Here is a 24283-nt window from a genome sequence, read left to right as displayed (position 1 = left end):
TCCCTAGAATGACTTCGGCCTTACGCGTCGCAGTGCATCCGTCACATCCTGAACAAGCGGTAGCTCATCCAGGTCTTCCAGCGTAACCGACAGGCGGGTACGCCAGTTCGGATGGCTGGTGCTGGTGCCCGGAATATTGGTCGGTTGCGGCTCCTTCGTCAGGTCAGCGAGACGGACGGAGAAGAGCAGGCTCGGGCTTTGCGCCAGAAGCGTATGCAGATCGATGATGAACCGGTCCAGCTCTTGCGAATCTAGCTTCAACTCCTGCGGATCCGGCGCCTTGAAACCTGCGCTTTCCAAAAGTTCGCATATCTCGAGCCGTTCCTGCTTGCGCAGGTCCAGATCCTTCTGCGCCAGTGCCGCCGGTACCAGATCATGATCGATCCGGGCCTGAACATCCGCGCCCTTCCACCAGCCTTCGAGTGTCTGGTGGTCATGGGTCGATACACAGGCGAGCGCGAGTTCAGGATAGTCTTCCGCTGGAATGAAACCGTCGTCATCCTTTTCGTAGGAAAAGATCCGGTAAGACAGGATATTGGCGTCCTGCAAATCCTCCTTCAGACCCTCGGGAAGATTTCCAAGATCCTCTCCGATGACGATGGACCGGTGCGCATGAGAGGCTTCCTGCAAAACCTTGATGAGATCTGCCTTTGGATAATCTACATAGGCCCCGTCCGCAGGTGTTCCATCAAAGGGGACCAGAAACAACCGGCTGAGCGCAGCCGCGTGATCGATGCGGATCGCCCCCGCATAGCGCATGGCTGAATCGATCATGGACCGATAGGGTGAAAGCTCGCCATCCGCGATCCGGTTGGGCAGATAGGCAGCCAGTCGCCAGTCCTGCCCTGTGATAGCCCAAGGGTCAGGCGGCCCCCCAACACTCGCGGAGGCGACATAAACGTCCCGCTCGCTCCAGGTTGCGGATCCATCAAGGGCTTCGCCGACTGCAAGATCAAGATAAAGGCCAATCCGAAGGCCTGCGTGACGGGCAGCCTGAGCCGCCTCCTCCAGCTGCAAATGCGCGATCCATTGCAGCCAGATGTAAAACTCCGTTTCCGACAGGCGAGACTGAGCAAACTCGCGAACCGCTGCGTTTTGCGGATCCTGAAGTTCCTCCGGCCAGTTGCGCCAGCCTGCTGAACCACCAGTGCGAACCTGCTCCGCGGAAATCACCTCGAAAAGCGCATGGAGGCGCAGGCTTTCACCACCCGCCAGCTCGAACTGCTCGAATTTTGATGCATCGAGCAGGCTGGTCTTTATGTTACCCCCGCGCCAGTCCTGCCAATAGCGACGCAGGACTGTCATCTTGAGGTCCGCAACCTTCCTGTAGTCCACAAGGTCAGCGGATCTCAGAGCGGCGATGGCATCTATATCCTCCTCAGATCCCGTCCATTCTTCAAGTCTGTCCACGGCAATATAAAGCGGATTGAGCCAGCGTTTGTTGGACGGCTCATAGGGACTGCAGCGGGCGGGATCTGCAAGGAACGGAGCATGGAGCGGGTTGAGGCCGACGAAATCGGCTCCCCAATCACCTGCCATAGCGCAAAGCTCTGACAGATCGGCAAAATCACCGATCCCCCAATTTCTGGGGGACTGCAGCTCGTAGAGCTGAACGGAAATGCCCCAGACCGGAGCATCCCTCAAGAAATCGGGCAGAAAGCACCCGCTTCCGTCCAGTTTTTCGGCTTCGATATCCACATTCAGCGCTGCGAGTAGCTTGCGCTTCGTCTCGTCGCTGACGGGCACCTCGGTCCCATCCGGCTCAGGCCGTGTGGGCGCAATACCATGACTTTGCGCCAGGGCATCAAGCGCTGGATCACTAGGTGCTGTCTTAGTGCGCGATTGCTTCTCGTCAGGCATCCGACACACTCCATACGACCGACCAGGGACCAGCCTTGCCGCCGGAAACGGCGCCGAACTGGAAGATCATGTCACCTTCCGGTTCGAACGAAACATCCTCGTCCGCAAGATTGGCCATCAGCGTCAATTGTCTGGCGCCAAAATCCCAGCGAACAAGGACCGCTGACCCATGGTTCTCGTAGGCGGCTGGGGCCGTGCTTCCGCTCGCCAGAAGTGGCACCACGATCCGATGACGGACATTGAGGATATTGCGATAGAAAGCCGTGATCTCGCGGGACACGGAAGAAGAGAGCTCCGTCCAATCGAGCTTCGCCATCTCGAAAGTGTCGCGGGCTGTCGGATCCGGCAGATCGTCTGCGTCGAAGCCGGGCAAGCGGGAGAGCTCTTCCCGTCTGCCTTTGCGCACCTTCTCGTTCAGCTCTTCGTTGAAGTCGCAGAAGAACGGAAACGGTTGTTTCGCGCCGAACTCTTCCCCCATGAACAGCATAGGCAGTTGCGGCGACAGGAGATAGCAAACGGCCAGAGCCTTCATTCTGTCAAGCGGTTGCGAGGCAATCATCCGGTCACCCAGCGCCCGATTGCCGATCTGGTCATGGTTCTGCATGAACGAAATGAAGGCGGTCGGCGGAAGGTGAGCGCTGGGCTTGCCCCTCGCCTCGCCCCGATATTCCATCATCTCACCCTGGTAGACGAAGCCCTCCGCCAGCGCTTTGCCAAGTTTTGCGGGATCATCCGCGAAGTCCTTGTAATAGCCGAAGGTCTCGCCGGTTCCGGCAATATGCAGAACGTGATGGATATCGTCATTCCACTGTGCGGTGAAATACATCGGCCGACCATCCGCATCCCGTTCCAGCAGATCGCTGTCATTGTTCTCGTTTTCGACCACGAGATGGACGTGGCGGTCGCCAGCCTCAGCCCTGACACGTCGCGCGAGAGCCTTGAGAAGATGCTCTTCACTGTCGTCCTTGATGGCATGGACCGCATCGAGCCGCAGCCCGTCGAAACGGAAATCCCGGACCCAATAGATGGCGTTCTCGATCATGAAGCTGCGTACAGCCTCGCTGTGCTCGGCATCGAAATTGATGCCATTGCCCCATGGCGTCTTGTGGTGATCGGTGAAAATGGGCGCGTAGGCGGGCAGGTAATTCCCGTCCGGCCCGAAGTGATTGTAGACGACATCGAGAAAGACGCAGAGCCCGCGCTCGTGCGCGGCGTCGATCAGCGCCATCAGATCGTCTGGCCGACCATAGCTGCTCTCAGGGGCATAGGGCATGACGCCATCATAACCCCAGCCATAACTCCCTGGAAAATCGGCAATCGGCATGATCTGCAGCGCGGTAATGCCAAGGCCTGCCAGATGGTCAAGCTTGTCGATGGCTGCCTTGAATGTACCTTCAGCCGTGAAAGCGCCGATATGCATTTCGTAGAAGACCAGTTCTTCGACCGGTCGCCCTTTCCACGAGCGGGCACGCCAGCGATAGGCCGAGTGGTCGATGACTTCACTCACGCCATGAACGTCATCCGGCTGAAAGCGCGATCCGGGATCCGGCACTTGCAGGCCATCCGGCAGGAGGAAAGCGTACCGCGTGCCAGCGCCCGCGCCCACCACGGTGCAGGAGAACCATCCATCCTTGACCGGCTCCATTTCGACAGGAGCATCGCCTTCGATAACGAGCTGCACGGTTTGCGATTGCGGCGACCAGAAGCGAAACTCGGTTTCGGTGGAACGGAGGATCGGACCGAATGTGAACTCTGTCAAAGCTATGACCTTTTGCGCGAGGGGAAGCCACGCGTTAACTCCCCTTGGGCGCAAAAGGTTTCCGCAGCGAGGACGGGATCAGGCAGTTTTCAGTTTGACTTCAAAAGACTGCCCGCCGAGCTTGGTCGTAAAGTGTGACGGCTTCTCGATCACAGGCGCACCGCTTAGCGTTCCTGTGGTCAGAACCTGCCCCCTTTTCAGGTGCCCGCCCATCGGCAGGCCCTCGTTGGCCGAGCGGACCACGCTTTTCAGAACGTCGCCGTCGGGATGAACCGCAGCGCCATCGAACAACACCCGCTCTTCATTCTCCAGACGCAGATGGCCAAGATCGGCACCTTCGTCGAGAAGCGCGCGATCCAGCTCAGGACCGACCAGATAGCCGACATTGCTCATGCAGTCCGCCAGTAGCAGGCCGAGCGAACTGCCCGCCCCGCCCACATAACGGGTGCGCACCAGTTCGACACCGATATGCACGCTTTCGATCGCCTCCAGCACCTCGCCGCGGCTATAGCCCTCGGATCGAACCGGCAAATCTTGCCCCAGCACCAGCGCCAGCTCGATCTCGACCTTGATCTCGCTCTCGAAGCCTGACTCCGGCTGACGGGACACGAACAGCAGAGGCGCACCGATCAGAACGCCCTCGCGGATCGAAAACTTGTAGCCGCCGAGCTCGATCCCCAGGGCCGAGGTCACCGCACTTTGTACGGCATAAAACGCGCCAGCCTCCGGTTCGCTCAAACCATCCTTCTCGATCACTGAGCCGGAGCGCATGGCGTCTACGAGGCGATCAACAAGCATGGAATGCGGCATGGTCTGCGTCTGGTTCATCACTATCCTCCCGAAACGTCCCATTGCTCGTCGCATGTCCACCCTCATCGGGCAATGCAAAAGACGCGCCCTCCGGTACGGTCGAATGAAGAAAAAAGGCCGCAGAAGACGATACTTCTGCGGCCCGCTCAGTCGAGGTTGGAAGGGTTCAGCGCTCGGCAGCAGACTGATGCTCGGAGCTATCGAGAATACGGCTCAGCGTCAGCGCAGCGAAGGTGCAGATGGCACCGGAGATCAGATATCCACCGATGAAGATGATGCCGAATTTCGATGCGAGACCGAGCGCCACAAGCGGGGCGAACCCGGCGCCAACCAGCCATGCCAGGTCGGATGTCAGGGCCGAGCCCGTGTAACGGTAGCGCAGGGAGAACCGCGAGGAAACGGCGCCGGACGCCTGACCAAAGGACAGCCCGAGGATCGCAAAGCCGAGGATGATGAAGGCATCCTGCCCCTTGCCGCCTGCTTCCAGCAGGAAGGGAGCCGAGAAGCTGAAGATCGCGATGAGCACGGCACCGATCATCAACTGGCGGCGACGACCGATACGGTCCGCAATGGCGCCCGAGATAACCACAGAACCGATGCCGACGAAGGCTCCCAGGATCTGCACGAAGAGGAATTCGCCTGCGGACTGTCCACCGCGCAGGAAAACCCAGGTGAGCGGGAAGATGGTGACCAGGTGGAACATGGCAAAGCTTGCCAGCGGCGCAAATGCTCCCAGCAGGACATCACGGCCATGAACACGCAGCGTTTCCAGAACCGGGCTCGGGCTCAATTCGTGGTTTTCGAACAGCTCGCCGAATTCGCGGCTGGCAACGATACGCAGGCGGGCAAAAAGCGCGACCACGTTGATGGCGAAGGCGACGAAGAACGGATAGCGCCAGCCCCAGGACAGGAAGTCCGCATCCGACAGGCTGGTGTAGAAATAGCCGAAAAGGGCGCTTGCCAGCGCAAAGCCGATAGGCGCACCGAGCTGTGGCACCATGGCCCACCAGCCGCGTTCGGATTTCGGCGCATTCAGGGCGAGCAGGGAAGCCATGCCATCCCAGGCACCGCCAAGCGCAAAGCCCTGACCAAGCCGGAAGAGAGCCAGCAAAGCCACGGCCCAGACGCCGATCGATTCATAACCCGGAAGGAAGGCCATGGAGGCCGTCGACCCACCGAGAATGAAAAGCGCTATGGTCAGCTTCATGCCCCGTCCATAGGTGCGGTCAACCCACATGAAGACGAGCGAACCAATGGGACGCGCGAGGAAGGCCAGGGAAAAGACGGCAAAGGAATAAAGCGTTGCCGTGACCGGATCGGCGGCGAAGGAAAAGATGAGACGCGGGAAAACGAGAACGGATGCGAGGCCGTACACGAAGAAATCGAAGAATTCCGACATGCGGCCAATGATCACACCGATGGCAATGCTGCCGGGCGACAGCGGCTTGTCATCGTGCATCTGGCGAGCGTCCCGCTCGAAATGGGCTGATGTCGGATGACTGGCTACGGACATGAATGCACTCCTCTTATGCGGCGAATAGTCGCCTCCCCGTCAGTGAGGATGATACATATTTGCCGCATATCAAGTGCGGTCTTGCCGTAAACCGAAAATTTGTGCGTTGAGTGCGCTTTCCTCGCGCAACTTCAGGACTATTTCTCCGCTTTCACACAGAGAATTGAGTTCTGAACTATCCTCTGCACGGTAAGTTGAGGGTATTGCGCATTGAACCACAGGTGTTTATTGCGCCGCACTAAATTGTTTTTGCACTGCGACGAAAGACCTCATAGGGAGCTTCGCCTCAGTGCGTTAGTCGCAAGTAGACAAAACGCAAATTTCGAAATTGAAAGATGCCACGGTTGATGAAGCTCATTCGCCGGCTTAGTGCCCTCGCCCTACCTCTCGCCCTGTCGGGCTGTGACCTCGTCGTGATGTCACCGTCCGGCGATATCGCCACGCAACAGCGCGATCTCATCATCGTTTCGGTGGTGCTGATGCTGCTGATCATCATTCCGGTGATCTGCCTGACGTTTTACTTCGCGTGGCATTATCGCCGCTCGAACATCAACGCCAAGTATGATCCGGAATGGCACCATTCCACGCGTCTGGAAGTGGTGATCTGGGCAGCACCGCTTGCCATCATCATTGCACTCGGTGCCGTTACCTGGGTCAGCACGCACAGGCTCGACCCCTATCGTCCGCTGGATCGCATCGACGCCAACCGTCCGGTGACCCCGGAAACCAAGCCGATCACGATCGAGGTCGTAGCACTCGACTGGAAGTGGCTCTTCCTCTATCCGGAACAGGGTATCGCGACCGTCAACGAGATTGCCGCGCCGATCGATACGCCGATCGAGTTCAAGATCACCGGCTCGACGGTCATGAACTCCTTCTACATTCCCGCTCTTGCAGGCCAGATCTATGCCATGCCCGGCATGCAGACCAAGCTTCATGCGGTCATGAACAAGGAAGGCGTCTACGAAGGCTTCTCCGCCAACTATAGTGGCGACGGTTTCTCCGGCATGCGCTTCAAGTTCCACGGCATGTCGAACGACAATTTCGGACAATGGGTCGCACGTGTGAAGGGACAGGGATCCGCCCTGAACCGTGATGCGTATCTGAAGCTGGAACGCCCGAGCAGCCGCGTTCCCGTGACCTACTTTGCATCGGTTGAGAACGGCCTCTACGACGCCATCCTCAATCTCTGCGTCAAGCCCGGCCAGATGTGCGCCAATGAAATGATGCACATCGACATGATGGGTGGCGCTGGCAAGGACAGCCACGAGAACCGCAAGCGTCTCGAATACGATACCCGTTGGGCCGCAGATGCAGGCCCGGGCGCGACACATCCGGCGACCGGCCATGGTGCCAAGGAGCCGACGCAGGCTGAAGGCGTGAATGCGCCGGCTGGAGCCCCCGCAGGCCATGAGGGCCATGGCGTGGCCCCGGACCAGCTCAATACGAACCCGAAGCCTTGATCAGGCTGGATAGGTAATTGGAAACTGCCATGTTTACGAACACGAACCTGATGGAATTCATTTTCGGACGGTTGTCATGGGACTCGCTCGCTTTCACGCATGAGCCGATCCTCCTGGTAACCTTCATCGCCGTCATCCTCGGCGGAGCCGCCGTCGTCGGCGCGATCACCTATTTCCGTCTCTGGGGCTATCTCTGGAACGACTGGTTCACGAGCGTCGATCACAAGAAGATCGGCATCATGTACGTCATCCTGTCACTCGTCATGCTGATGCGTGGTTTTGCGGACGCGCTGATGATGCGCACGCAACAGGCTATCGCTTTCGGTGAGAACCAGGGCTACTTGCCGCCGCACCATTACGACCAGATCTTTACCGCCCACGGCGTGATCATGATCTTCTTCTTCGCCATGCCGCTGGTGACGGGGATCATGAACTACGTGGTGCCGCTGCAGATCGGCGCGCGCGACGTTTCCTTCCCCTTCCTGAACAACTTCTCGTTCTGGATGACCACGGCAGGTGCTGTCATCATCATGATGTCGCTCTTCGTCGGTGAATTCGCCCGTACAGGCTGGCTGGCCTACCCGCCGCTGTCGGGTGCAGACTACTCACCGGGGGTCGGCGTCGACTACTACATCTGGGGCCTGCAGGTCGCCGGTGTCGGAACGACGCTTTCCGGTATCAACCTCATCGCAACGATCGTGAAGATGCGTGCGCCCGGCATGACCATGATGAAGATGCCGATCTTCACCTGGACATCGCTCTGCACGAACGTTCTGATCGTGGCATCCTTCCCGATCCTGACGGCAACACTCGTCCTCCTGACCCTTGACCGCTACGTTGGCACGAACTTCTTCACTAACGATCTGGGCGGCAATCCGATGATGTATGTAAACCTCATCTGGATCTGGGGCCATCCGGAAGTCTACATTCTCATCCTGCCGGCCTTCGGTATCTTCTCGGAAATCGTTTCCACCTTCTCCGGCAAGCGCCTCTTCGGTTACGCCTCGATGGTTTACGCCACGGTCGTCATCACGATCCTGTCCTATATCGTCTGGCTGCACCACTTCTTCACCATGGGTTCGGGCGCAAGCGTCAATGCCTTCTTCGGCATCACGACGATGATCATCTCGATCCCGACCGGCGCGAAGATCTTCAACTGGCTCTTCACCATGTATCGCGGCCGTATTCGCTACGAAGTGCCGATGTACTGGACGATCGGCTTCATGGTGACCTTCGTCATCGGTGGCATGACCGGCGTCATGCTGGCCATTCCTCCGGCCGACTTCGTCCTCCACAACTCGCTGTTCCTGATCGCGCACTTCCATAACGTGATCATCGGCGGCGTGGTGTTTGGCCTGCTGGCGGGTATCAACTTCTGGTACCCGAAGGCCTTCGGCTACCGTCTCGATCCGTTCTGGGGCAAGATGTCCTTCTGGTTCTGGCTGACCGGCTTCTACTTCGCCTTCATGCCGCTGTACGTTCTCGGCCTGATGGGTGTTACGCGCCGCGTCAACCACTTCGAGGATCCGTCTCTGCAGATCTGGTTCATCATCGCAGCCTTTGGTGCCTTCCTAATCGCGCTTGGTATCGCTTCCTTCGTAATCCAGCTTGTCGTCAGCTTCTTCAAGCGCGAACAGTTGCGGGATACGACGGGCGATCCGTGGAATGGCCGTACGCTGGAGTGGTCCACGTCCTCGCCGCCGCCGGAATACAACTTCGCCTTCACGCCCGTCGTTTACGATCATGACGGCTGGTATGACATGAAGAACCGCGGCTATGTGCGTCCGCTGGAAGGTTTCAAGCCGATCCACATGCCAAAGAACACCGGAACAGGTGTCATCCTCTCGGCGTTCAGCGTCACGCTGGCCTTCGGATTGATCTGGTACATGTGGTGGCTCGCAGCCCTGTCGTTCCTCGCCATCCTGGTGGTGTCGATCGCACATACCTTCAACTACAAGCGTGACTACTACATTCAGGCTGAAACCGTCGTTGCGACGGAGAACGCCCGGACCAAGCAGCTTGCGGAACAGGCCTGATCACCATGAGCAACACACAAGCGGCGACGTCCGAAAAGCCCGTCTTCTACCTGACGGAAGAACATCATCCGGAAAACAGCACCAATCTGGGCTTCTGGATCTACCTGATGAGCGACTGCCTGATGTTCGCAGTGCTCTTTGCAACCTACGCCGTCCTCGGCCGCAATTATGCGGCCGGACCATCTCCAGCCGATCTCTTCGATCTCAAGCTGGTGGCTATCAACACCGCCATGCTGCTCTTCTCCTCCATCACCTACGGCTTTGCCATGTTGCGGATGGAAAAGGGTGACAAGAGCGGCACCCTGATGTGGCTGGGTATCACCGGCCTCTTCGGCCTCGCCTTCCTGGGGATCGAGCTCTATGAGTTCTATCACCTGATCCATGAAGGCGCGACACCGCAGCGCTCGGCCTTCCTGTCTGCGTTCTTCACGCTGGTCGGAACCCACGGTCTGCACGTCACCTTCGGCTGCATCTGGCTCGTTACACTGATGGTGCAGGTCGCGAAATTCGGCCTCATCGAAGAAAACCGCCGCCGTCTGATGTGCCTGTCCATGTTCTGGCACTTCCTTGACGTGATCTGGATCGGCGTCTTCTCCCTCGTTTACCTGGTTGGAGTGCTCGGATGAGTTCGCACCCTCACGCACCGGCGCATGAGAGCGCCCATAACACGCATCATGCTCACAGCCACGGTCACGAGGCGGCTCATGGCAGCTTCAAGAGCTACATGACCGGCTTCATCCTGTCTGTCATCCTGACCGCCATTCCATTCTGGCTGGTCATGGGCGATGTGCTGGAAAGCCGCGCGCTGACCGTTGGCATCATCATCATTTTCGGCGGCATTCAGATGGTCGTCCACATGATCTACTTCCTGCACATGAACACCAGTTCGGAAGGCGGGTGGACCATGCTGGCTATGATCTTCACCATCATCATCGTGGTAATCATGCTGGCAGGCTCCATGTGGGTCATGCACCACCTGAACACGAACATGATGCCGATGAACCCTGAAATGATGAAGAACATGCCCTGACGGGCAGGTTTTGCAGCAGAGTAAAACGTCATGACCGAGGCCCGCCCGACGACCGCAAAACGCCATACAGCCTTTGCGGCCATCATGGCGGGCCTCGTTCTCGTTTTTCTGGCCCTCGGCACCTGGCAGGTACAACGCCTGTTCTGGAAGCTGGATCTGATTGCCCGCGTCGATGCCCGTGTTCATGCGGAACCGGTTCCCGCCCCTCCCCCATCGACGAGTGTCAGCGCGGCGAATGACGAATACAAGCGCGTGACGACAACGGGGCGCCTTTTGAACGACAAGGAAGCGCTCGTTCAGGCCGTGACCGAACTCGGCCCCGGTTTCTGGGTGGTCACACCGCTTGAGACAGCAGATCAGGGGATCGTCCTCATCAATCGCGGCTTCGTGCCGAAAGAGAAGCGTGATCCTGCGGCCCGCGGGCAAGCGCAATATGAAAATCCTGTTACCGTGACAGGCCTCCTGCGGCTGAGCGAGCCGAAAGGCGGCTTTCTGCGTGCCAACGATCCGTCAGCCGACCGGTGGTACTCCCGCGACGTGGAGGCGATCGCCAAGGCACGCGGCCTCACAAATGTCGCTCCCTATTTCATTGACGCGGACGCGACACCCAATCCGGGTGGCTTTCCAGTGGGCGGGCTCACGATCGTGAATTTTCGCAACAGCCATCTGGTCTATGCGCTGACCTGGTACAGCCTGGCTGCCATGTCTGCGGGTGCGGTCTATTTCCTTCTGCGGCGCAGAAAAATGCCCGCCTGAAACTCAAGCGGGCATTGCTTGTTGGCTCTCTTTGAAGAGAGGTGAGCCCATGAACATGAAGCCCGAAAACGATCCCATCACGAACCCCGAAGACAGCCGCCCGGCAGCAGTGCGAAAGCAGCGGGCAGGACGCGGTATCGTTACCTTCTTCATCATCTTCGCGCTTGGCGCCTTCAGCCTCTACTTGTTTATTGTGCTGTATGGATCGCTGACGTCGAATTGATCAGCGAGACGCTCTCATCGCCTGCTCTCGGCTTACGCCAAAATGATCGAGGATCATCTGCACGTTGCGGCGGTGGGACTTGAAGTAGACGTCAAAGACATCGCCCAGCAGCGGCACGCTGCCGAGCACTGCATCGGCGCCGATGTTTCCCGCCATCTTCAGAAGCTTGTCGTTCGGCAGGCCAAGCCGTCGTGCCTCGTTGATGATGAAGACGCCGATCAGCGCACCGCTCGCATCGCCCACCACGGGCAGAAGACCGAGAATGGAGTCGGCGCCAAAACGAATGCCGACACCCGGGATGCGGATGGCCGTATCCATGACACGGGCAAGGCGCACAAGCCGCCCGATCCGGCGCAGTTTTTCCGCGTCCAGCGCGCCCGTGGCATGAGCCCGCCGGGAATTCCCAGACGAAAAACCGAATTGAGCCTTCGTACCTGCACCTGCCATTTTTGATGCCTCCAGAACGTCCGCGGCCCTTTGACCGCGAACAGAGAAGTGGGAAGCACCAATGGCGTTTGCAACAGTGATTACGAATATATTAGTGACGACTTATGTAACAGCTCCGACCTGCCACGGCACGAATTCATTGTCGCCGTAGTCGTAGATCTCGCTGAGTGTCTTCTGGCCAGATGCGACGGCAAGGATTTGTTCAAAGATGCGTTCACCGGATTGTTCGATGGTTTCGTCCCCCGTGACGATACCGCCGCAGTTCAGATCCATATCCTCCTTCATATGCTCATACATGTCGGTATTGGTTGCAATCTTGATGCAAGGCGAAGGCTTGAAACCGGAAACCGAGCCGCGGCCCGTGGTGAAACAGATGACATTACAGCCGCCCGCCACTTGGCCCGTCACGGCAACCGGATCGTAACCGGGCGTATCCATGAAGACGAATCCAGGTTCAGTGACCGTTTCGGCAAACTCGTAGACCGCCTTCAGCGGCATGGAGCCCCCCTTGGCAACGGCACCGAGCGACTTTTCCAGAATGGTGGTCAGGCCTCCGAGCTTGTTGCCATGGGATGGATTATTGTTCAGCTCATCACCGTTGCGGGCTGTGTAATCCCGCCACCAGTCGATCCGGTCTAGCAGCTTCTGGGCAACAGCGGGCGTCACCGCACGGCGCGTCAAAAGATGCTCGGCGCCATAAATCTCTGGCGTTTCGGACAGAACGATGGTCCCGCCATGGCGCACGATGAGATCCGAAGCATAACCCAGCGCCGGATTGGCCGAAATGCCGGAATAGCCGTCGGAGCCACCACATTCCAGCGCCAGCTTCAGCTTGGAAAGCGGCTGCGGCGTGCGTTGCGCGGCATTCACTGATGGAAGCATTTCCTTGATCATCGCGATGGCCGCATCGATGGTCTTCTTTGTACCGCCATATTGCTGGATGGTCATCGTGCGCAGCCGATCCCCCTCCTCCATTTTGTAATGTTCGAGGATCGGCGCGATCTGGTTCGTCTCGCAGCCAAGACCGATCATCAGGATGCCGCCGAAATTGGGGTGGCGCGCATAGCCCTGAATGGTGCGGATGAGCAGCCGATACCCTTCCGATTTATTGTTCAGCGCGCAGCCGCCGCCATGGGTCAGCGCCACGACGCCATCCACATTCTCGAAGCCTTCCAGCCCGCCCATGCGATTGAAGTAATCGGCAATGTAGCGCGAGACGGTGGCGGAACAGTTCACCGACGAGATGATGCCGATATAGTTGCGCGTGCCAGCGCCGCCGATGCCGCGATCATAGCCCATGAAGGTGCGGCGCTCTTCCAACGGCACCATGCCCTTTTCCTCGATATCGACGCAGAATTGATGCTCGTGCTCGGAGGGCAGCATGGCGAGATTATGCAGGTGAACGGCCGATCCTGCTTCGATATCCTGCGTGGCGAGACCAATGATCTGGCCGTATTTGCGCACTTCATGACCCGAGGGAATGGACCGAATGGCAACCTTGTGGCCGCGAGCAATCAGTTCGCGCGCGTTGAGATCACGATAACCGGTCGGTTGTCCGGCAGGAATGGCGCGGCGGGCTACAGCCACATCGTCGATTTCGTTGAGCAGAATAGTAGGCGAAACAGTATCACTCATGATGTCTTCCTCCTCCCCGGAGGTCCTTGGTTCAGCGAGCATTTCCAGCAAAGGTGTCGATCGGTTTTGCGTCCGGAAATGCGTTGAAGAAATCGGCTAGAGCGTCGGGCGACTAATCGGAAACGGCCCGCCGCTCTAAATTTTTTGTTGACGCATCGGTTTAGCGAAAAACCGGATTCCACTTTTTCGCCCGATGCTCTAACGCGGTTCACTGTCGAGCCAGCGGCGTTTGGATTGTTCCAGATGACGGTGCATGGCTACCTGCGCCAGAAGCGGATCGCGGGCTTCGAGCGCGGCAAAAATCGCCTCGTGCTCGGAAAGAGCCAGACTCCAGGTGTCCGGCGTCTCAAAATGCTCGCGCAATTGTGTTGCCAGTGGGCTATGCCGCTCATCGAAGAGATCACCGACAAGTCGCGTCAAAACACCGTTTCCAGCCTGCTGCGCGATAGTGAGGTGAAATTGACGGTCCAGTTCAACGGGCTTGCGCCCCTCGGCAACATCGGTGCGCATGCTTTCAAGAATCTGGCGAACGGATTTCAAACCCTCCAGTGTTATTCGCGCGCAGGCCTGTACAATGATCGTGCTCTCGACCATAGCCCGGGCCTCCATCAGCTCGACCGGGCTTTCGCCGATTGAGCTTGAAACGCTACGGCGCTCGGTGCTGGAGCTGACATAGATGCCGGACCCCATGCGGATCTCGACGGCACCTTCGATCTCAAGCGCAATCAGGGCCTCGCGAAGAGACGGCCGTGAAACCCCCAACTGTTGAGCGAGTTCCCGCTCCGCAGGCAAGCGCTGCCCCAGCCGGAAATGCCCCGTCTGGATCAAGGCGCGGATCTGGTCCGCTACCTGCTGGTAAAGCCGTCGCTCGACGGGCCGGATACTGTTCATGACGGCTCTCGATGATTTGGCCTTACCATAGGCATGGAAAAATAAACTGGCAAGACCGGCATAGATGCATTGAATTACAAGATCTATCATCAAACCTGCATGTGGCGACCGAAGGCATTTCGAAATTGGCTTGACCAGTTTCGTCAGCGCGCGTACCACTAGCCTCCAAGGGAGAATGCCTGGCAAATGTGACATGTCGGGCCGGAGGAAGACCTCGGATGAACATTACCGATCGACACATTCATGCACGTACCGGTGTCAGCCTGACTGGCATGGGCCTCGGCTGTGCCCAGATGGGCAATCTCTACCGTGTGACATCCTATGACGAATCCAAGAGCGCCTTCACGGCATCCTGGGATGCAGGGCTGCGCTACTTCGATACGGCTCCGTTTTACGGCTTCACCCGTTCCGAACGACGGCTCGGAACGATGCTGACTGATCTTCCGCGCGAAGATTATGTCGTGAGCACCAAGGTCGGGCGTGTGATGGTACCGGACGAGAGCGTCGGTCCGGAAGAACAGGGCTATGCAGAACCGCTGCCGTTTCGCCCGGTGTTCGACTATACCTATGACGGCGTCATGCGCTCCTTCGAGGCAAGCCAGCAGCGGCTGGGCATTCTCAAACCCGACATTCTCTATGTGCACGACATCGGCACCGTGACCCATGATGAGAAGCACCAGCATTACTGGAACCAGTTGACCGAAGGCGGCGGGTTCAAGGCGCTTGGCAAGCTGCGCGAGGAAGGCTCAACCCGCGCGATTGGCCTTGGCGTCAACGAATGGGAGATCATTCGCGATGCCATGCAGGTGGCCGACATCGACATCTGCATGCTGGCGGGAAGATACACACTGCTGGAGCAGCAAAGCCTTTCCTTCATGGATGACTGCGCCAAAAAAGGCGTCGGCATCGTGATCGCCGGTGCCTTCAATTCCGGCATTCTGGCGGGCAACAGGAAATTCAATTATACGGATGCACCGCCGGAGCTGCTGGCGCGGGTGGATTCGCTGCAGGCCGCCTGCGAGGAAGAAGGCGTGACCATGCAGGCCGCAGCCCTGCAATTTCCGCTGGCCCATCCGGCCTCACTCACCATTGTTTCCGGTGCGCGCAATGGCGAACAGTTGAAGGCCAATGCCGCCTGGTTCGCGGAAGACATCCCGGCCTCCTTCTGGTCCAACCTCAAGAAGCGCGGCCTTATCGCCGAGGGCGCCCCGGTTCCGGGTGATGGAGCCTGAGCGCATGCCGGTGATTGACGCGCACCAGCATTTCTGGCGAATGGCGGACCGCGTAGGCGAATGGCCGACGCCGGATCTGGAACCAATCTTCCGCGATTTCGAACCGTCGGATCTCGAGCCGCTGCTGAAATCGGCCCAAGTGGATGGCACGATTCTGGTCCAGACGCGTGAGAGCGAAGACGATACAGCCTACATGCTGGATCTGGCAGATCACCATGCCTTCATCAAGGGCGTGGTGGGCTGGACTGATCTGAAAGCGCCGGATGCGGCAGAGCGCGTTCGCAAGTTTGCAAAGCATCCGAAGCTCAAAGGCCTGCGCCCCATGCTGCAGGGCATCAGCGATCTGAGGTGGATCTGCGATTCTGCTGTCGAACCCGCAATAGAGACCATGATCGAGCATGATCTCGCCTTTGATGCACTCATCTTGCCGCCGCATCTGCCGCATTTCCACGAATTTGCAAAACAGCATTCGCAACTTCGCATCGTCATCGACCATGGCGCCAAGCCCTATATCGCAGAGGGCAAGATTAGCCTGTGGCGCAAGGGCATGGAGGCATTGAGCCACCTTCCGAACGTCTCCTGCAAGCTGTCCGGCTTGCTGACGGAAGCAGGCGACCAGAAGCCCCAGGCGATCCGGCCCTATGCGGAAACCATTCTTGATCTATTTGGACCTGAGCGCACCTTCTGGGGAAGTGACTGGCCGGTCTTGCGTCTGGCAGGTGACTATCAAGGCTGGCATGATCAGTGCCGGGATATTGTGCCCGTCGAGCACCATCAGGCCGTCTTTGGCGGCAATGCTTCCACCTTCTATCGACTGAACGGATAAGACCATGCTGACCATCGTCTGCGATACCCCCGGAAGCCTGTCCGCCATCGAACGGGACAAGCCCATTCCCGCTGCGGGCGAGGCACTGGTGCGCATTCGTCGCGTCGGCGTCTGCGGCACCGATCTGCACATCTTTACCGGCAATCAGCCCTATCTCTCGTATCCGCGCGTGATGGGACACGAACTGGCCGCAACAATCGTGGAACCGGCAGAGGGGAGCCGCTTCGAGACCGGCGATACGGTATCGATCATCCCCTACATTTCCTGCGGAACCTGTGATGCCTGCCGCAAGGGGCGCACCAATTGCTGCCGCAATATCGGCGTGCTGGGCGTTCATCGGGATGGCGGGATGACGGAGTATCTCTGCCTGCCTGAGGAGTTCCTGATCAAGGCCGATGGCCTGACGCTGGATCAGGCCGCCATGGTGGAGTTTCTGGCCATCGGCGCGCATGCGGTGCGGCGTGCAGGCTTGCGCGGCGGCGAGAAGGTGCTGATCGCGGGCGCGGGTCCGATCGGTCTCGCCGTCGCTCTGTTTGCAAAGCTGGAGGGTTCGGATGTGACGCTGATCGACAGCCGCCAGGATCGGCTGGATTTCGCGCGCGATCACCTCGGCATCACCTCGCTGGTGCAGCTTGGCGATGGTGACCGGGAAGAGCTTTCCGAGATTACCGACGGCAATTTCTTCGAAGCCGTATTTGATGCGACCGGCAACCCGAAGGCTATAGAGCGCGGCTTCGGCTTCGTCGCCCATGCGGGCACCTATGTTCTGGTTTCCATCGTGGCATCCGACATTACCTTCAACGATCCGGAATTCCACAAGCGCGAGACGACACTGCTCGGCAGCCGTAACGCCACGATTTCAGACTTCGAATATGTGATGGCCGCCATGCGTGCAGGCGAAGTGCCGGATGCGCTGATCACCCATCGCATGAACCTCTCGGACGTACCGCAGCTTTTCGGTGGCCTGACCGACCCTGCTGCGGGCGTTGTGAAGGCAATGATCAGCGTGTGACGGATTTTGCATAAATCGTCCTTGCAAACAGATCTGCGAGGGGAAAATCTGCGCCATTACGACAAAGAGGCCAGAGAGCCGGGAGAAGAGACGAACATGGCGGATCTGAGAGGGAAGACGGTACTCATCACCGCTGCGGGGCAAGGCATCGGTCGCGCAAGCGCCATAGCCTTCGCCAAGGCGGGTGCCACGGTTCATGCGACGGATATCAACGAGAAGACGCTGAAGGAATTGCCCAAGCTCGGCGGCTTGAGAACCCGTACGCTCGACGTGCTGGATGAGGCAGCCGTGACGGCCTGCGTCGATTCCATCGGGCAGGTGGACGTGCTGTTCAATTGTGCAGGCGTCGTCCACGGCGGCTCCATCCTCGAAATGAAGGATAGCGACCTCGATTTTGCGATCGACCTCAACGTCAAGGCGATGATCCGCACCATTCGCGCCGTGCTTCCGGGCATGATCGAGCGCAAGGATGGCGCAATCATCAACATGTCCTCCGTCGCCTCCAGCATCAAGGGCGTGCCGAACCGCTTCGCCTATGGCGTCTCGAAGGCAGCCGTGATCGGCCTGACCAAGGCCGTCGCCGCCGACTATGTGGCGCACAATATTCGCTGCAACGCCATCTGCCCGGGCACGGTCGACAGCCCGTCCCTGCAGGAGCGCCTGCGTGCGCAGGGCGATTATGAAAAGGCCCGCGCCGCCTTCGTGGCCCGCCAGCCGATCGGCCGCATTGGCGACCCGGAAGAGATTGCAGACCTCGCTGTCTATCTGGCAGGTGCCACCTATACATCCGGTCAGGCCATCGCCATCGATGGCGGCTGGACCATCTGAATCACGCATCAAGAAGGACTTGAACATGAAACTGCTTCGTTACGGCGCGCCCGGTTCCGAACGTCCGGCCATGGTGGATGCCAATGGCAAGATCCGCGATATTTCCGCTCATGTGGCCGATCTTTCCGGCTCCGTGCTGGACCCGGCCAATCTGGCAAAGCTGGCTGCCCTGGACGCATCTTCTCTGCCGGAAGTGGCAGCTTCCGAACGTCTTGGCCCCTGCGTCGCCAATACCGGCAAGTTCATCTGCATCGGCCTTAACTATTCGGATCACGCCGCAGAATCCGGCATGGCGGTTCCGCCGGAGCCAGTCATCTTCATGAAGGCAAGCTCCGCCATCTGCGGCCCGAACGACGATGTGCTGATCCCGCGCGGCTCTGAAAAGACCGACTGGGAAGTCGAGCTTGGCATCGTCATCGGCAAAAAAGCGAAATACGTGTCCGAAGCGGAAGCATTGGATTACGTGGCTGGCTACTGCGTCAGTCACGACGTGTCCGAGCGCGCTTTCCAGACCGAGCGTTCCGGCCAGTGGACCAAGGGTAAATCCTGCGACACCTTCGGCCCCATAGGCCCCTGGCTGGTGACAAAGGATGAAGTTGCCGATCCGCAGAACCTCAACATGTGGCTGAAGGTCAACGGCGAAACCATGCAGAACGGCTCCACCGCCACCATGGTTTATGGCGTGGCTTTCCTCGTGTCCTATCTCAGCCAGTTCATGAGCCTGCATCCGGGCGATGTGATTTCCACCGGCACGCCTCCGGGCGTCGGCATGGGCCTGAAGCCACCGCGTTACCTGAAGCCCGGCGATGTGGTCGAGCTCGGTATTGAAGGCCTCGGCACCCAGAAGCAGACCTTCCGCGCCGATACCTGATCGTCTCTTCCTCATAAAGCTGCCCGGAGAATGAGCATGGCCAAGATTACCGACATGCGGATCGTCGATCTCAGGTTCCCGACATCCCAGAGCCTTGATGGTTCGGATGCCATGAACCCGGATCCCGATTATTCGGCAGCCTATGTGATCCTCGAAACTGACGTGCCCGGCCTTGCCGGGCATGGCCTGACCTTCACCATCGGGCGCGGCAATGACATCTGCTGCATGGCCATCGACGCCATGCGCCATCTGGTGGTGGGAAGTGATCTCGAAACCTTCAAGGCAGCCCCCGGCAAATTCTGGCGCCATCTGACGGGCGATAGCCAGTTGCGCTGGATCGGGCCGGACAAGGGCGCCATGCATCTGGCAACCGGTGCCGTGGTCAACGCCTTCTGGGATCTTTTTGCAAAACAGGAAGGCAAACCCGTCTGGCGGCTGGTGGCCGAGATGACGCCGGAAGATATCGCCGATATCGTCGACTACCGTTATCTGACCGACGCGCTGACCCGCGACGAAGCCATCGAGATCCTGAAACGAGCCGAAGCGGGCAAGGTAGAGCGCATCGCCACCCTCGAACGCGAAGGTTACGCCTGCTACACCACCTCTGCCGGATGGCTGGGTTACGACGATGAAAAGTTGCGCCGACTGTGCCAGGAGGCAATCGACGCGGGCTTCAACCACATCAAGATGAAGGTCGGCCGCGATCTGGAGGACGATATTCGACGGCTGCGCATTGCCCGCGAAGTGATTGGCCCAGACCGCTACCTGATGATCGATGCCAATCAGGTCTGGGAAGTTGATCAGGCCATAGACTGGGTGAAGCAGCTTTCCTTCTGCAAGCCCTTCTTCATCGAAGAGCCGACAAGCCCGGACGATGTGGCCGGTCACCGCAAGATCCGCCAGTCCATTGCGCCGGTTAAGGTGGCAACCGGCGAGATGTGCCAGAACCGCATCATGTTCAAGCAGTTCATCGCGGAAGGCGCCATCGATATCGTGCAGATCGACAGCTGCCGCATGGGCGGTCTGAACGAGGTTCTGGCAGTTCTGCTGATTGCTGCCAAGTTTGGTCTCCCGGTGTGGCCGCATGCCGGTGGTGTTGGGCTTTGCGAATATGTGCAGCACCTTTCGATGATCGATTATGTGGCGGTGTCCGGCACCAAGGAAGGCCGCGTCATCGAATATGTCGATCATCTGCATGAGCATTTCCTCGACCCGTGCCGTATCGAAAACGCCGCCTATATGCCGCCTTCCATGCCCGGTTTTTCCATTGAAATGAAACCGGAAACGCTGGCGCAATTCCGGTTCGCCGCGACGAAATCCAGTACCGGCGACAGCCGTCCAGCTTGAGAACGCGAAGTCTCTAAGCGGATTCTGTTCCAGAAAAATCGCAACCAAACGCGCATTTTCTCGTTTGGCCTCCTGTGCAGGCCCGTCTCAAACGCGGGCCTGACGTCTCATTGCCTCGAATTTCGGGGTGAAATGCGATGAAGACAGCGAGGTAAGGACAGAACAGTGTGTGGCATCTGCGGAGAAATTCGGTTCGACGGCACCCAGCCCTCCCCCATGGTACAGGCCAGAATGATGGAGGCGATCGCGCCTCGCGGGCCGGATGGTTCAGGTCTCGTCATTCATGGTTCGACTGCACTTGCGCATCGGCGCTTGTCGATCATCGATCTTTCAGAAAAGGCACGCCAGCCCATGGTGGATGGCGAACTCGGCCTGACGATTGCCTTCAACGGCTGCATCTACAACTATCCCGAACTGCGGGCTGATCTGGAGGCGGAAGGTTACCGCTTCTTCTCGCATGGAGATACGGAAGTCATCCTGAAGGCGTGGCACGCCTGGGGCATAGAGTGCGTCAACCGCTTCCATGGCATGTTCGCCTTCGTCATCCATGAGCGTGACACGAACCGCGTGGTGATGGCCCGCGACCGCTTCGGCATCAAGCCGCTGTATCTGGCGAATGTGGAGGGCGCAGTCCGTTTTGCCTCGTCCCTGCCCGCGCTCGTTCAGGGCGGCGGCATCGATACCTCCATTGACCGTATCGCACTTCATCATTACATGAGCTTCCACGCCGTGGTGCCGCCACCGCGCACGATTCTGAACGGCGTGAAGAAATTCCCGCCGGCAACCATCCGCGTAATCGAACCCGATGGCCGCGAGACGGACACCCGTTACTGGAACCCGCCCTATGAGCGTGATGCCTATATGGCAGGTCTGTCACGTGAGGACTGGCGAGACCTGGTTTTGGATTCGCTGCGCACGGCGGTAAAGCGCCGCACCGTGGCAGATGTACCCGTCGGCGTGCTGCTCTCTGGCGGTGTGGACTCCAGCATCATTACCGGCCTACTGGCCGAACAGGGTCAGAACGATCTGATGACCTTCTCCGTCGGCTTCGAGGAAGCGAATGGCGAAAAGGGTGACGAGTTCGTCTATTCCGACCTGATCGCAAAACATTTCGGTACCGACCACCACAAGATTTTCGTGCCGTCCGACCAATTGATGGCGGCCCTTCCCGGCGTTATCTCGGCCATGTCGGAACCCATGGTCTCCTACGACAATGTGGGCTTCTACCTGCTGGCCAAGGAAGTGTCGAAGCACATTCGCGTCGTCCAATCGGGCCAGGGTGCCGATGAGGTATTTGGCGGCTATCACTGGTATCCACCTCTTGGGGATTCAAAGGATGTCGTGGGCGATTACGCTCGCGTGTTCTTCGACAGGAACAACGAGACACTGAAGAGCCAGTTGGGCGATGACTGGATTGCCGATCACGATGCAAGCCTTGAACTGGTACGTGCGCATCTGACGCAAGCAGGAGCAGCCACGCCCGTGGATGCCGCCCTTCGCCTCGACAGCCAGGTGATGCTGGTGGACGATCCGGTCAAGCGCGTCGACAATATGACCATGGCCTGGGGACTGGAAGCACGCGTCCCCTTCCTCGATCACGAACTGGTGGAGCTGGCTGCAAAAATTCCGCCGGAATTCAAGCTGAACGAAGGCGGCAAGGGTGTTCTCAAGGACGCTGCCCGCCTTGTGGTGCCGCATGAGGTGATCGACCGCAAGAAGGGCTATTTCCCCGTTCCGCAGCTAAAATATGTCGATGGGCCCTATCTGGACATGGTGCGCGACGCGCTGTCTTCGCAGGCTGCCCGCGAGCGCTCGATCTTCCGGCCAACCTATCTCGACCGGCTTTTCACAAATCCCTCTGATCACATCACGCCGCTGCAGGGCTCCGAACTCTGGCAGGTTGGCCTTCTGGAAATGTGGCTGCAGGCGCAAGGAATCTGACAATGACGACCAAGAGCACGGAACGTATGCAGCGCTTTCGCAGCGACAAGGCTGTGGCCCATCGGTTGAAACGCCAACGATTTGAATCCCTACGCAAAACCGGCCAGACCCATGAGGATGGCCCATCGCCTTCGGCCTGCGTGGATTGCGGCTGGGGACGGCTGATTTTCGCGCAGACCTTCGATGACGCAGGCGAGTTGGCGGCAGCGCTGCGGGAAGAGGCGCCGGAACATCGCGATATTGCCGTTTATGTCGGTGATCCGCACGTGCTGCTGGCGGAAGCACCGCAGGAAATCTTTCTCGATCCCTCGCATACCTTCCGTCTCGAGCTTTCCACCTATCGCTCTGGCCGTAAGCAGCCTCGCGGCTTCTTTGTGCGCCGCCTGACATCGGAAGCCGATGCGCGAGCCGTGAACCGCATCTATGCCTCGCGCGGCATGGTGCCGGTTCGCCCGGATTTCTTCTGGTCGAACCGCGACAACCGAGCCATCACCTATCTGGTGGCCGAAGACGAACACACCGGCGAAGTGATCGGCACCGTGACCGGCATCGACCATATCCGCGCCTTCTCCGACCCCGAACAGGGTTCCTCGCTGTGGTGTCTGGCGGTTGATCCTCAGGCGCGACATGCCGGTATTGGTGAGACGCTGGTGCGCAGGCTTGGCGAGCATTTCAAGGCGCGCGGCAATGCCTTCATGGATTTGTCCGTACTGCATGACAACGAACAGGCGATTGCACTGTATGAGAAGCTCGGCTTCCGTCGCATTCCAGCCTTTTCCGTCAAGCGCAAGAATTCCATCAACGAGCGCCTCTATGCCAGCCCGCTAGAGGCCTATGATGCGCTGAACCCCTATGCGCGCCTGCTGGTAGACGAGGCCCGACGCCGGGGCGTGCATGTGGAAATCACCGATGCGGAGGGCGGCTTCTTCCGGCTTTCGCATGGCGGCCGCTCCGTGCATTGCCGCGAGAGCCTGACCGAACTGACATCCGGTGTTGCCATGTCGATCTGCGACGACAAGGCTGTGACCCGCCGCGTTGTGGAGCGGGCAGGCATTCTCGTTCCCGAGCAGATGACGGCGGGTGAGGATGAGGAAGCGCTCGTAGCATTCCTCGAGAAGCATGGCCGCGTGGTGGTGAAGCCTGCGCGTGGCGAACAGGGGCGCGCCGTGGCCGTTGGACTTGTCACGCTGGACGAGGTGAAGGCTGCCATTCAGGCAGCCCGCGAGGTGTGCGACCGGGTGCTGATCGAGGCCTGTTTCGAGGGTGAAGATCTGCGGCTTGTCGTCATCGATTTCAAGCTGGTGGCTGCGGCCGTACGCCGCCCGCCGCATGTGGTAGGCGATGGGCGTTCCACAGTTCGGGAACTGATCGAGCGGCTTTCGCGCCGCCGTGCTGCTGCCACCGGTGGCGAAAGCACTATTCCGGTTGATGCGGAAACCGAACGCTGCCTCTCCATGTCCGATGTGACGTTCGACGATGTGCTGGAGGAAGGTCGCGAGATTGCGGTACGCAAAGCTGCCAACCTGCATACTGGCGGTTCCATTCATGATGTGACCGAGATCGTGCATCCGCGTCTCGTCGAGGCGGCCATCAATGCGGCTCGCGCCATCAATATTCCAGTCGTCGGCATCGATCTGATGGTGAAAAGCCCGACAGAGCCGGACTATGTGTTCATTGAGGCCAATGAGCGCCCCGGCCTGGCCAATCACGAGCCGCAACCGACTGCGGAACGCTTCATCGATCTGCTCTTTCCGCTTTCGGGCCATCGCGCAGCACGGCACGCGCTGGGACGGATTTGAGCAA

At 59.0% G+C, this 24283-nt stretch carries 21 protein-coding genes; 14 read left to right on the top strand and 7 right to left on the bottom strand.

Going from position 1 to position 24283, the window contains the following annotated elements:
* Window positions 1-3 precede the first annotated feature (3 nt).
* The 4 genes from malQ to G6N80_RS13375 all read right to left on the bottom strand — a co-directional run bounded on the left by malQ (window position 4) and on the right by G6N80_RS13375 (window position 5942).
* The gene (malQ, locus tag G6N80_RS13390; protein WP_165134452.1) at window positions 4-1860 is read right to left on the bottom strand and encodes a 4-alpha-glucanotransferase; all 1857 of its coding nucleotides are present in this window, start codon (window positions 1858-1860) and stop codon (window positions 4-6) included.
* Complete coding sequence (treZ, locus tag G6N80_RS13385; RefSeq protein ID WP_062555896.1) at window positions 1853-3619, bottom strand: malto-oligosyltrehalose trehalohydrolase; 1767 nt, start codon at window positions 3617-3619, stop codon at window positions 1853-1855. The genes malQ and treZ overlap by 8 nt, the downstream gene beginning before the upstream one ends.
* Window positions 3620-3697: 78 nt before the next feature.
* On the bottom strand, window positions 3698-4447 hold the full coding sequence (locus tag G6N80_RS13380; protein WP_165134449.1) for a hypothetical protein: 750 nt from the start codon (window positions 4445-4447) through the stop codon (window positions 3698-3700).
* 148 nt (window positions 4448-4595) lie between these two features.
* Complete coding sequence (locus G6N80_RS13375) at window positions 4596-5942, bottom strand: MFS transporter (protein WP_062555898.1); 1347 nt, start codon at window positions 5940-5942, stop codon at window positions 4596-4598.
* 335 nt (window positions 5943-6277) lie between these two features.
* Here G6N80_RS13375 and cyoA point away from each other — a divergent pair, with 335 nt between their 5' ends.
* Genes cyoA through G6N80_RS13345 form a run of 6 tightly spaced genes read left to right on the top strand, consistent with a single transcriptional unit; the run spans window position 6278 to window position 11450 of the window.
* The gene (gene cyoA / locus G6N80_RS13370; RefSeq protein ID WP_165134446.1) at window positions 6278-7405 is read left to right on the top strand and encodes a ubiquinol oxidase subunit II; all 1128 of its coding nucleotides are present in this window, start codon (window positions 6278-6280) and stop codon (window positions 7403-7405) included.
* A 29-nt stretch (window positions 7406-7434) separates the two neighbouring features.
* Window positions 7435-9441, top strand: coding sequence for a cytochrome o ubiquinol oxidase subunit I (gene cyoB / locus G6N80_RS13365; protein WP_165134443.1), 2007 nt, complete (start codon window positions 7435-7437; stop codon window positions 9439-9441).
* Between the two features lie 5 nt (window positions 9442-9446).
* A complete protein-coding gene (gene cyoC, locus G6N80_RS13360) occupies window positions 9447-10067 on the top strand; it encodes a cytochrome o ubiquinol oxidase subunit III (RefSeq protein ID WP_062555901.1) in 621 nt (206 codons plus the stop codon).
* Window positions 10064-10471 (top strand): cytochrome o ubiquinol oxidase subunit IV, encoded by a 408-nt coding sequence (gene cyoD / locus G6N80_RS13355; protein ID WP_062555902.1) that lies wholly within the window; start codon window positions 10064-10066, stop codon window positions 10469-10471. Before cyoC ends, cyoD begins: the two co-directional genes overlap by 4 nt.
* Before the next feature lie 30 nt (window positions 10472-10501).
* On the top strand, window positions 10502-11227 hold the full coding sequence (locus G6N80_RS13350; protein ID WP_165134440.1) for an SURF1 family protein: 726 nt from the start codon (window positions 10502-10504) through the stop codon (window positions 11225-11227).
* Between the two features lie 49 nt (window positions 11228-11276).
* Window positions 11277-11450 (top strand): hypothetical protein, encoded by a 174-nt coding sequence (locus tag G6N80_RS13345; protein WP_156379270.1) that lies wholly within the window; start codon window positions 11277-11279, stop codon window positions 11448-11450.
* Here the strand turns inward: G6N80_RS13345 and G6N80_RS13340 are convergent, their stop codons facing one another.
* From G6N80_RS13340 to G6N80_RS13330, 3 genes are all read right to left on the bottom strand, one after another.
* Complete coding sequence (locus G6N80_RS13340; RefSeq protein WP_082547262.1) at window positions 11451-11897, bottom strand: DUF4112 domain-containing protein; 447 nt, start codon at window positions 11895-11897, stop codon at window positions 11451-11453.
* Window positions 11898-11999: 102 nt separating this feature from the next.
* The gene (locus G6N80_RS13335) at window positions 12000-13532 is read right to left on the bottom strand and encodes a UxaA family hydrolase (protein WP_165134437.1); all 1533 of its coding nucleotides are present in this window, start codon (window positions 13530-13532) and stop codon (window positions 12000-12002) included.
* Window positions 13533-13730: 198 nt separating this feature from the next.
* Window positions 13731-14423 carry a FadR/GntR family transcriptional regulator gene (locus G6N80_RS13330; RefSeq protein ID WP_062555994.1) on the bottom strand — a complete coding sequence of 231 codons (693 nt, stop codon included), beginning with the start codon at window positions 14421-14423 and terminating at the stop codon, window positions 13731-13733.
* 218 nt (window positions 14424-14641) lie between these two features.
* Between G6N80_RS13330 and G6N80_RS13325 the strand changes: the two genes are divergently transcribed.
* The 8 genes from G6N80_RS13325 to ngg all read left to right on the top strand — a co-directional run bounded on the left by G6N80_RS13325 (window position 14642) and on the right by ngg (window position 24279).
* Window positions 14642-15655: an aldo/keto reductase gene (locus G6N80_RS13325; protein WP_165134434.1), complete on the top strand. Its 1014-nt coding sequence runs from the start codon at window positions 14642-14644 to the stop codon at window positions 15653-15655.
* Window positions 15656-15659: 4 nt separating this feature from the next.
* Window positions 15660-16481 carry an amidohydrolase family protein gene (locus G6N80_RS13320; protein ID WP_165134431.1) on the top strand — a complete coding sequence of 274 codons (822 nt, stop codon included), beginning with the start codon at window positions 15660-15662 and terminating at the stop codon, window positions 16479-16481.
* 4 nt (window positions 16482-16485) lie between these two features.
* Window positions 16486-17493 carry a zinc-binding alcohol dehydrogenase family protein gene (locus G6N80_RS13315; RefSeq protein WP_165134428.1) on the top strand — a complete coding sequence of 336 codons (1008 nt, stop codon included), beginning with the start codon at window positions 16486-16488 and terminating at the stop codon, window positions 17491-17493.
* A gap of 96 nt (window positions 17494-17589) precedes the next feature.
* The gene (locus G6N80_RS13310) at window positions 17590-18321 is read left to right on the top strand and encodes an SDR family oxidoreductase (protein ID WP_165134425.1); all 732 of its coding nucleotides are present in this window, start codon (window positions 17590-17592) and stop codon (window positions 18319-18321) included.
* Window positions 18322-18346: 25 nt separating this feature from the next.
* Complete coding sequence (locus G6N80_RS13305; RefSeq protein WP_165134422.1) at window positions 18347-19192, top strand: fumarylacetoacetate hydrolase family protein; 846 nt, start codon at window positions 18347-18349, stop codon at window positions 19190-19192.
* Between the two features lie 36 nt (window positions 19193-19228).
* On the top strand, window positions 19229-20539 hold the full coding sequence (locus tag G6N80_RS13300; protein WP_165134419.1) for an L-fuconate dehydratase: 1311 nt from the start codon (window positions 19229-19231) through the stop codon (window positions 20537-20539).
* Window positions 20540-20704: 165 nt separating this feature from the next.
* Complete coding sequence (locus tag G6N80_RS13295) at window positions 20705-22480, top strand: N-acetylglutaminylglutamine amidotransferase (protein ID WP_165134416.1); 1776 nt, start codon at window positions 20705-20707, stop codon at window positions 22478-22480.
* A 2-nt stretch (window positions 22481-22482) separates the two neighbouring features.
* Window positions 22483-24279, top strand: coding sequence for an N-acetylglutaminylglutamine synthetase (gene ngg, locus G6N80_RS13290; protein ID WP_165134413.1), 1797 nt, complete (start codon window positions 22483-22485; stop codon window positions 24277-24279).
* Window positions 24280-24283 lie beyond the last annotated feature (4 nt).

This window comes from Rhizobium rhizoryzae (genome assembly GCF_011046895.1).
In the GTDB taxonomy this organism is placed as follows: domain Bacteria; phylum Pseudomonadota; class Alphaproteobacteria; order Rhizobiales; family Rhizobiaceae; genus Neorhizobium; species Neorhizobium rhizoryzae.
The sequence above is the reverse complement of the archived record's forward strand: the minus strand, read 5'-3'. Positions and strand labels throughout refer to the sequence as shown.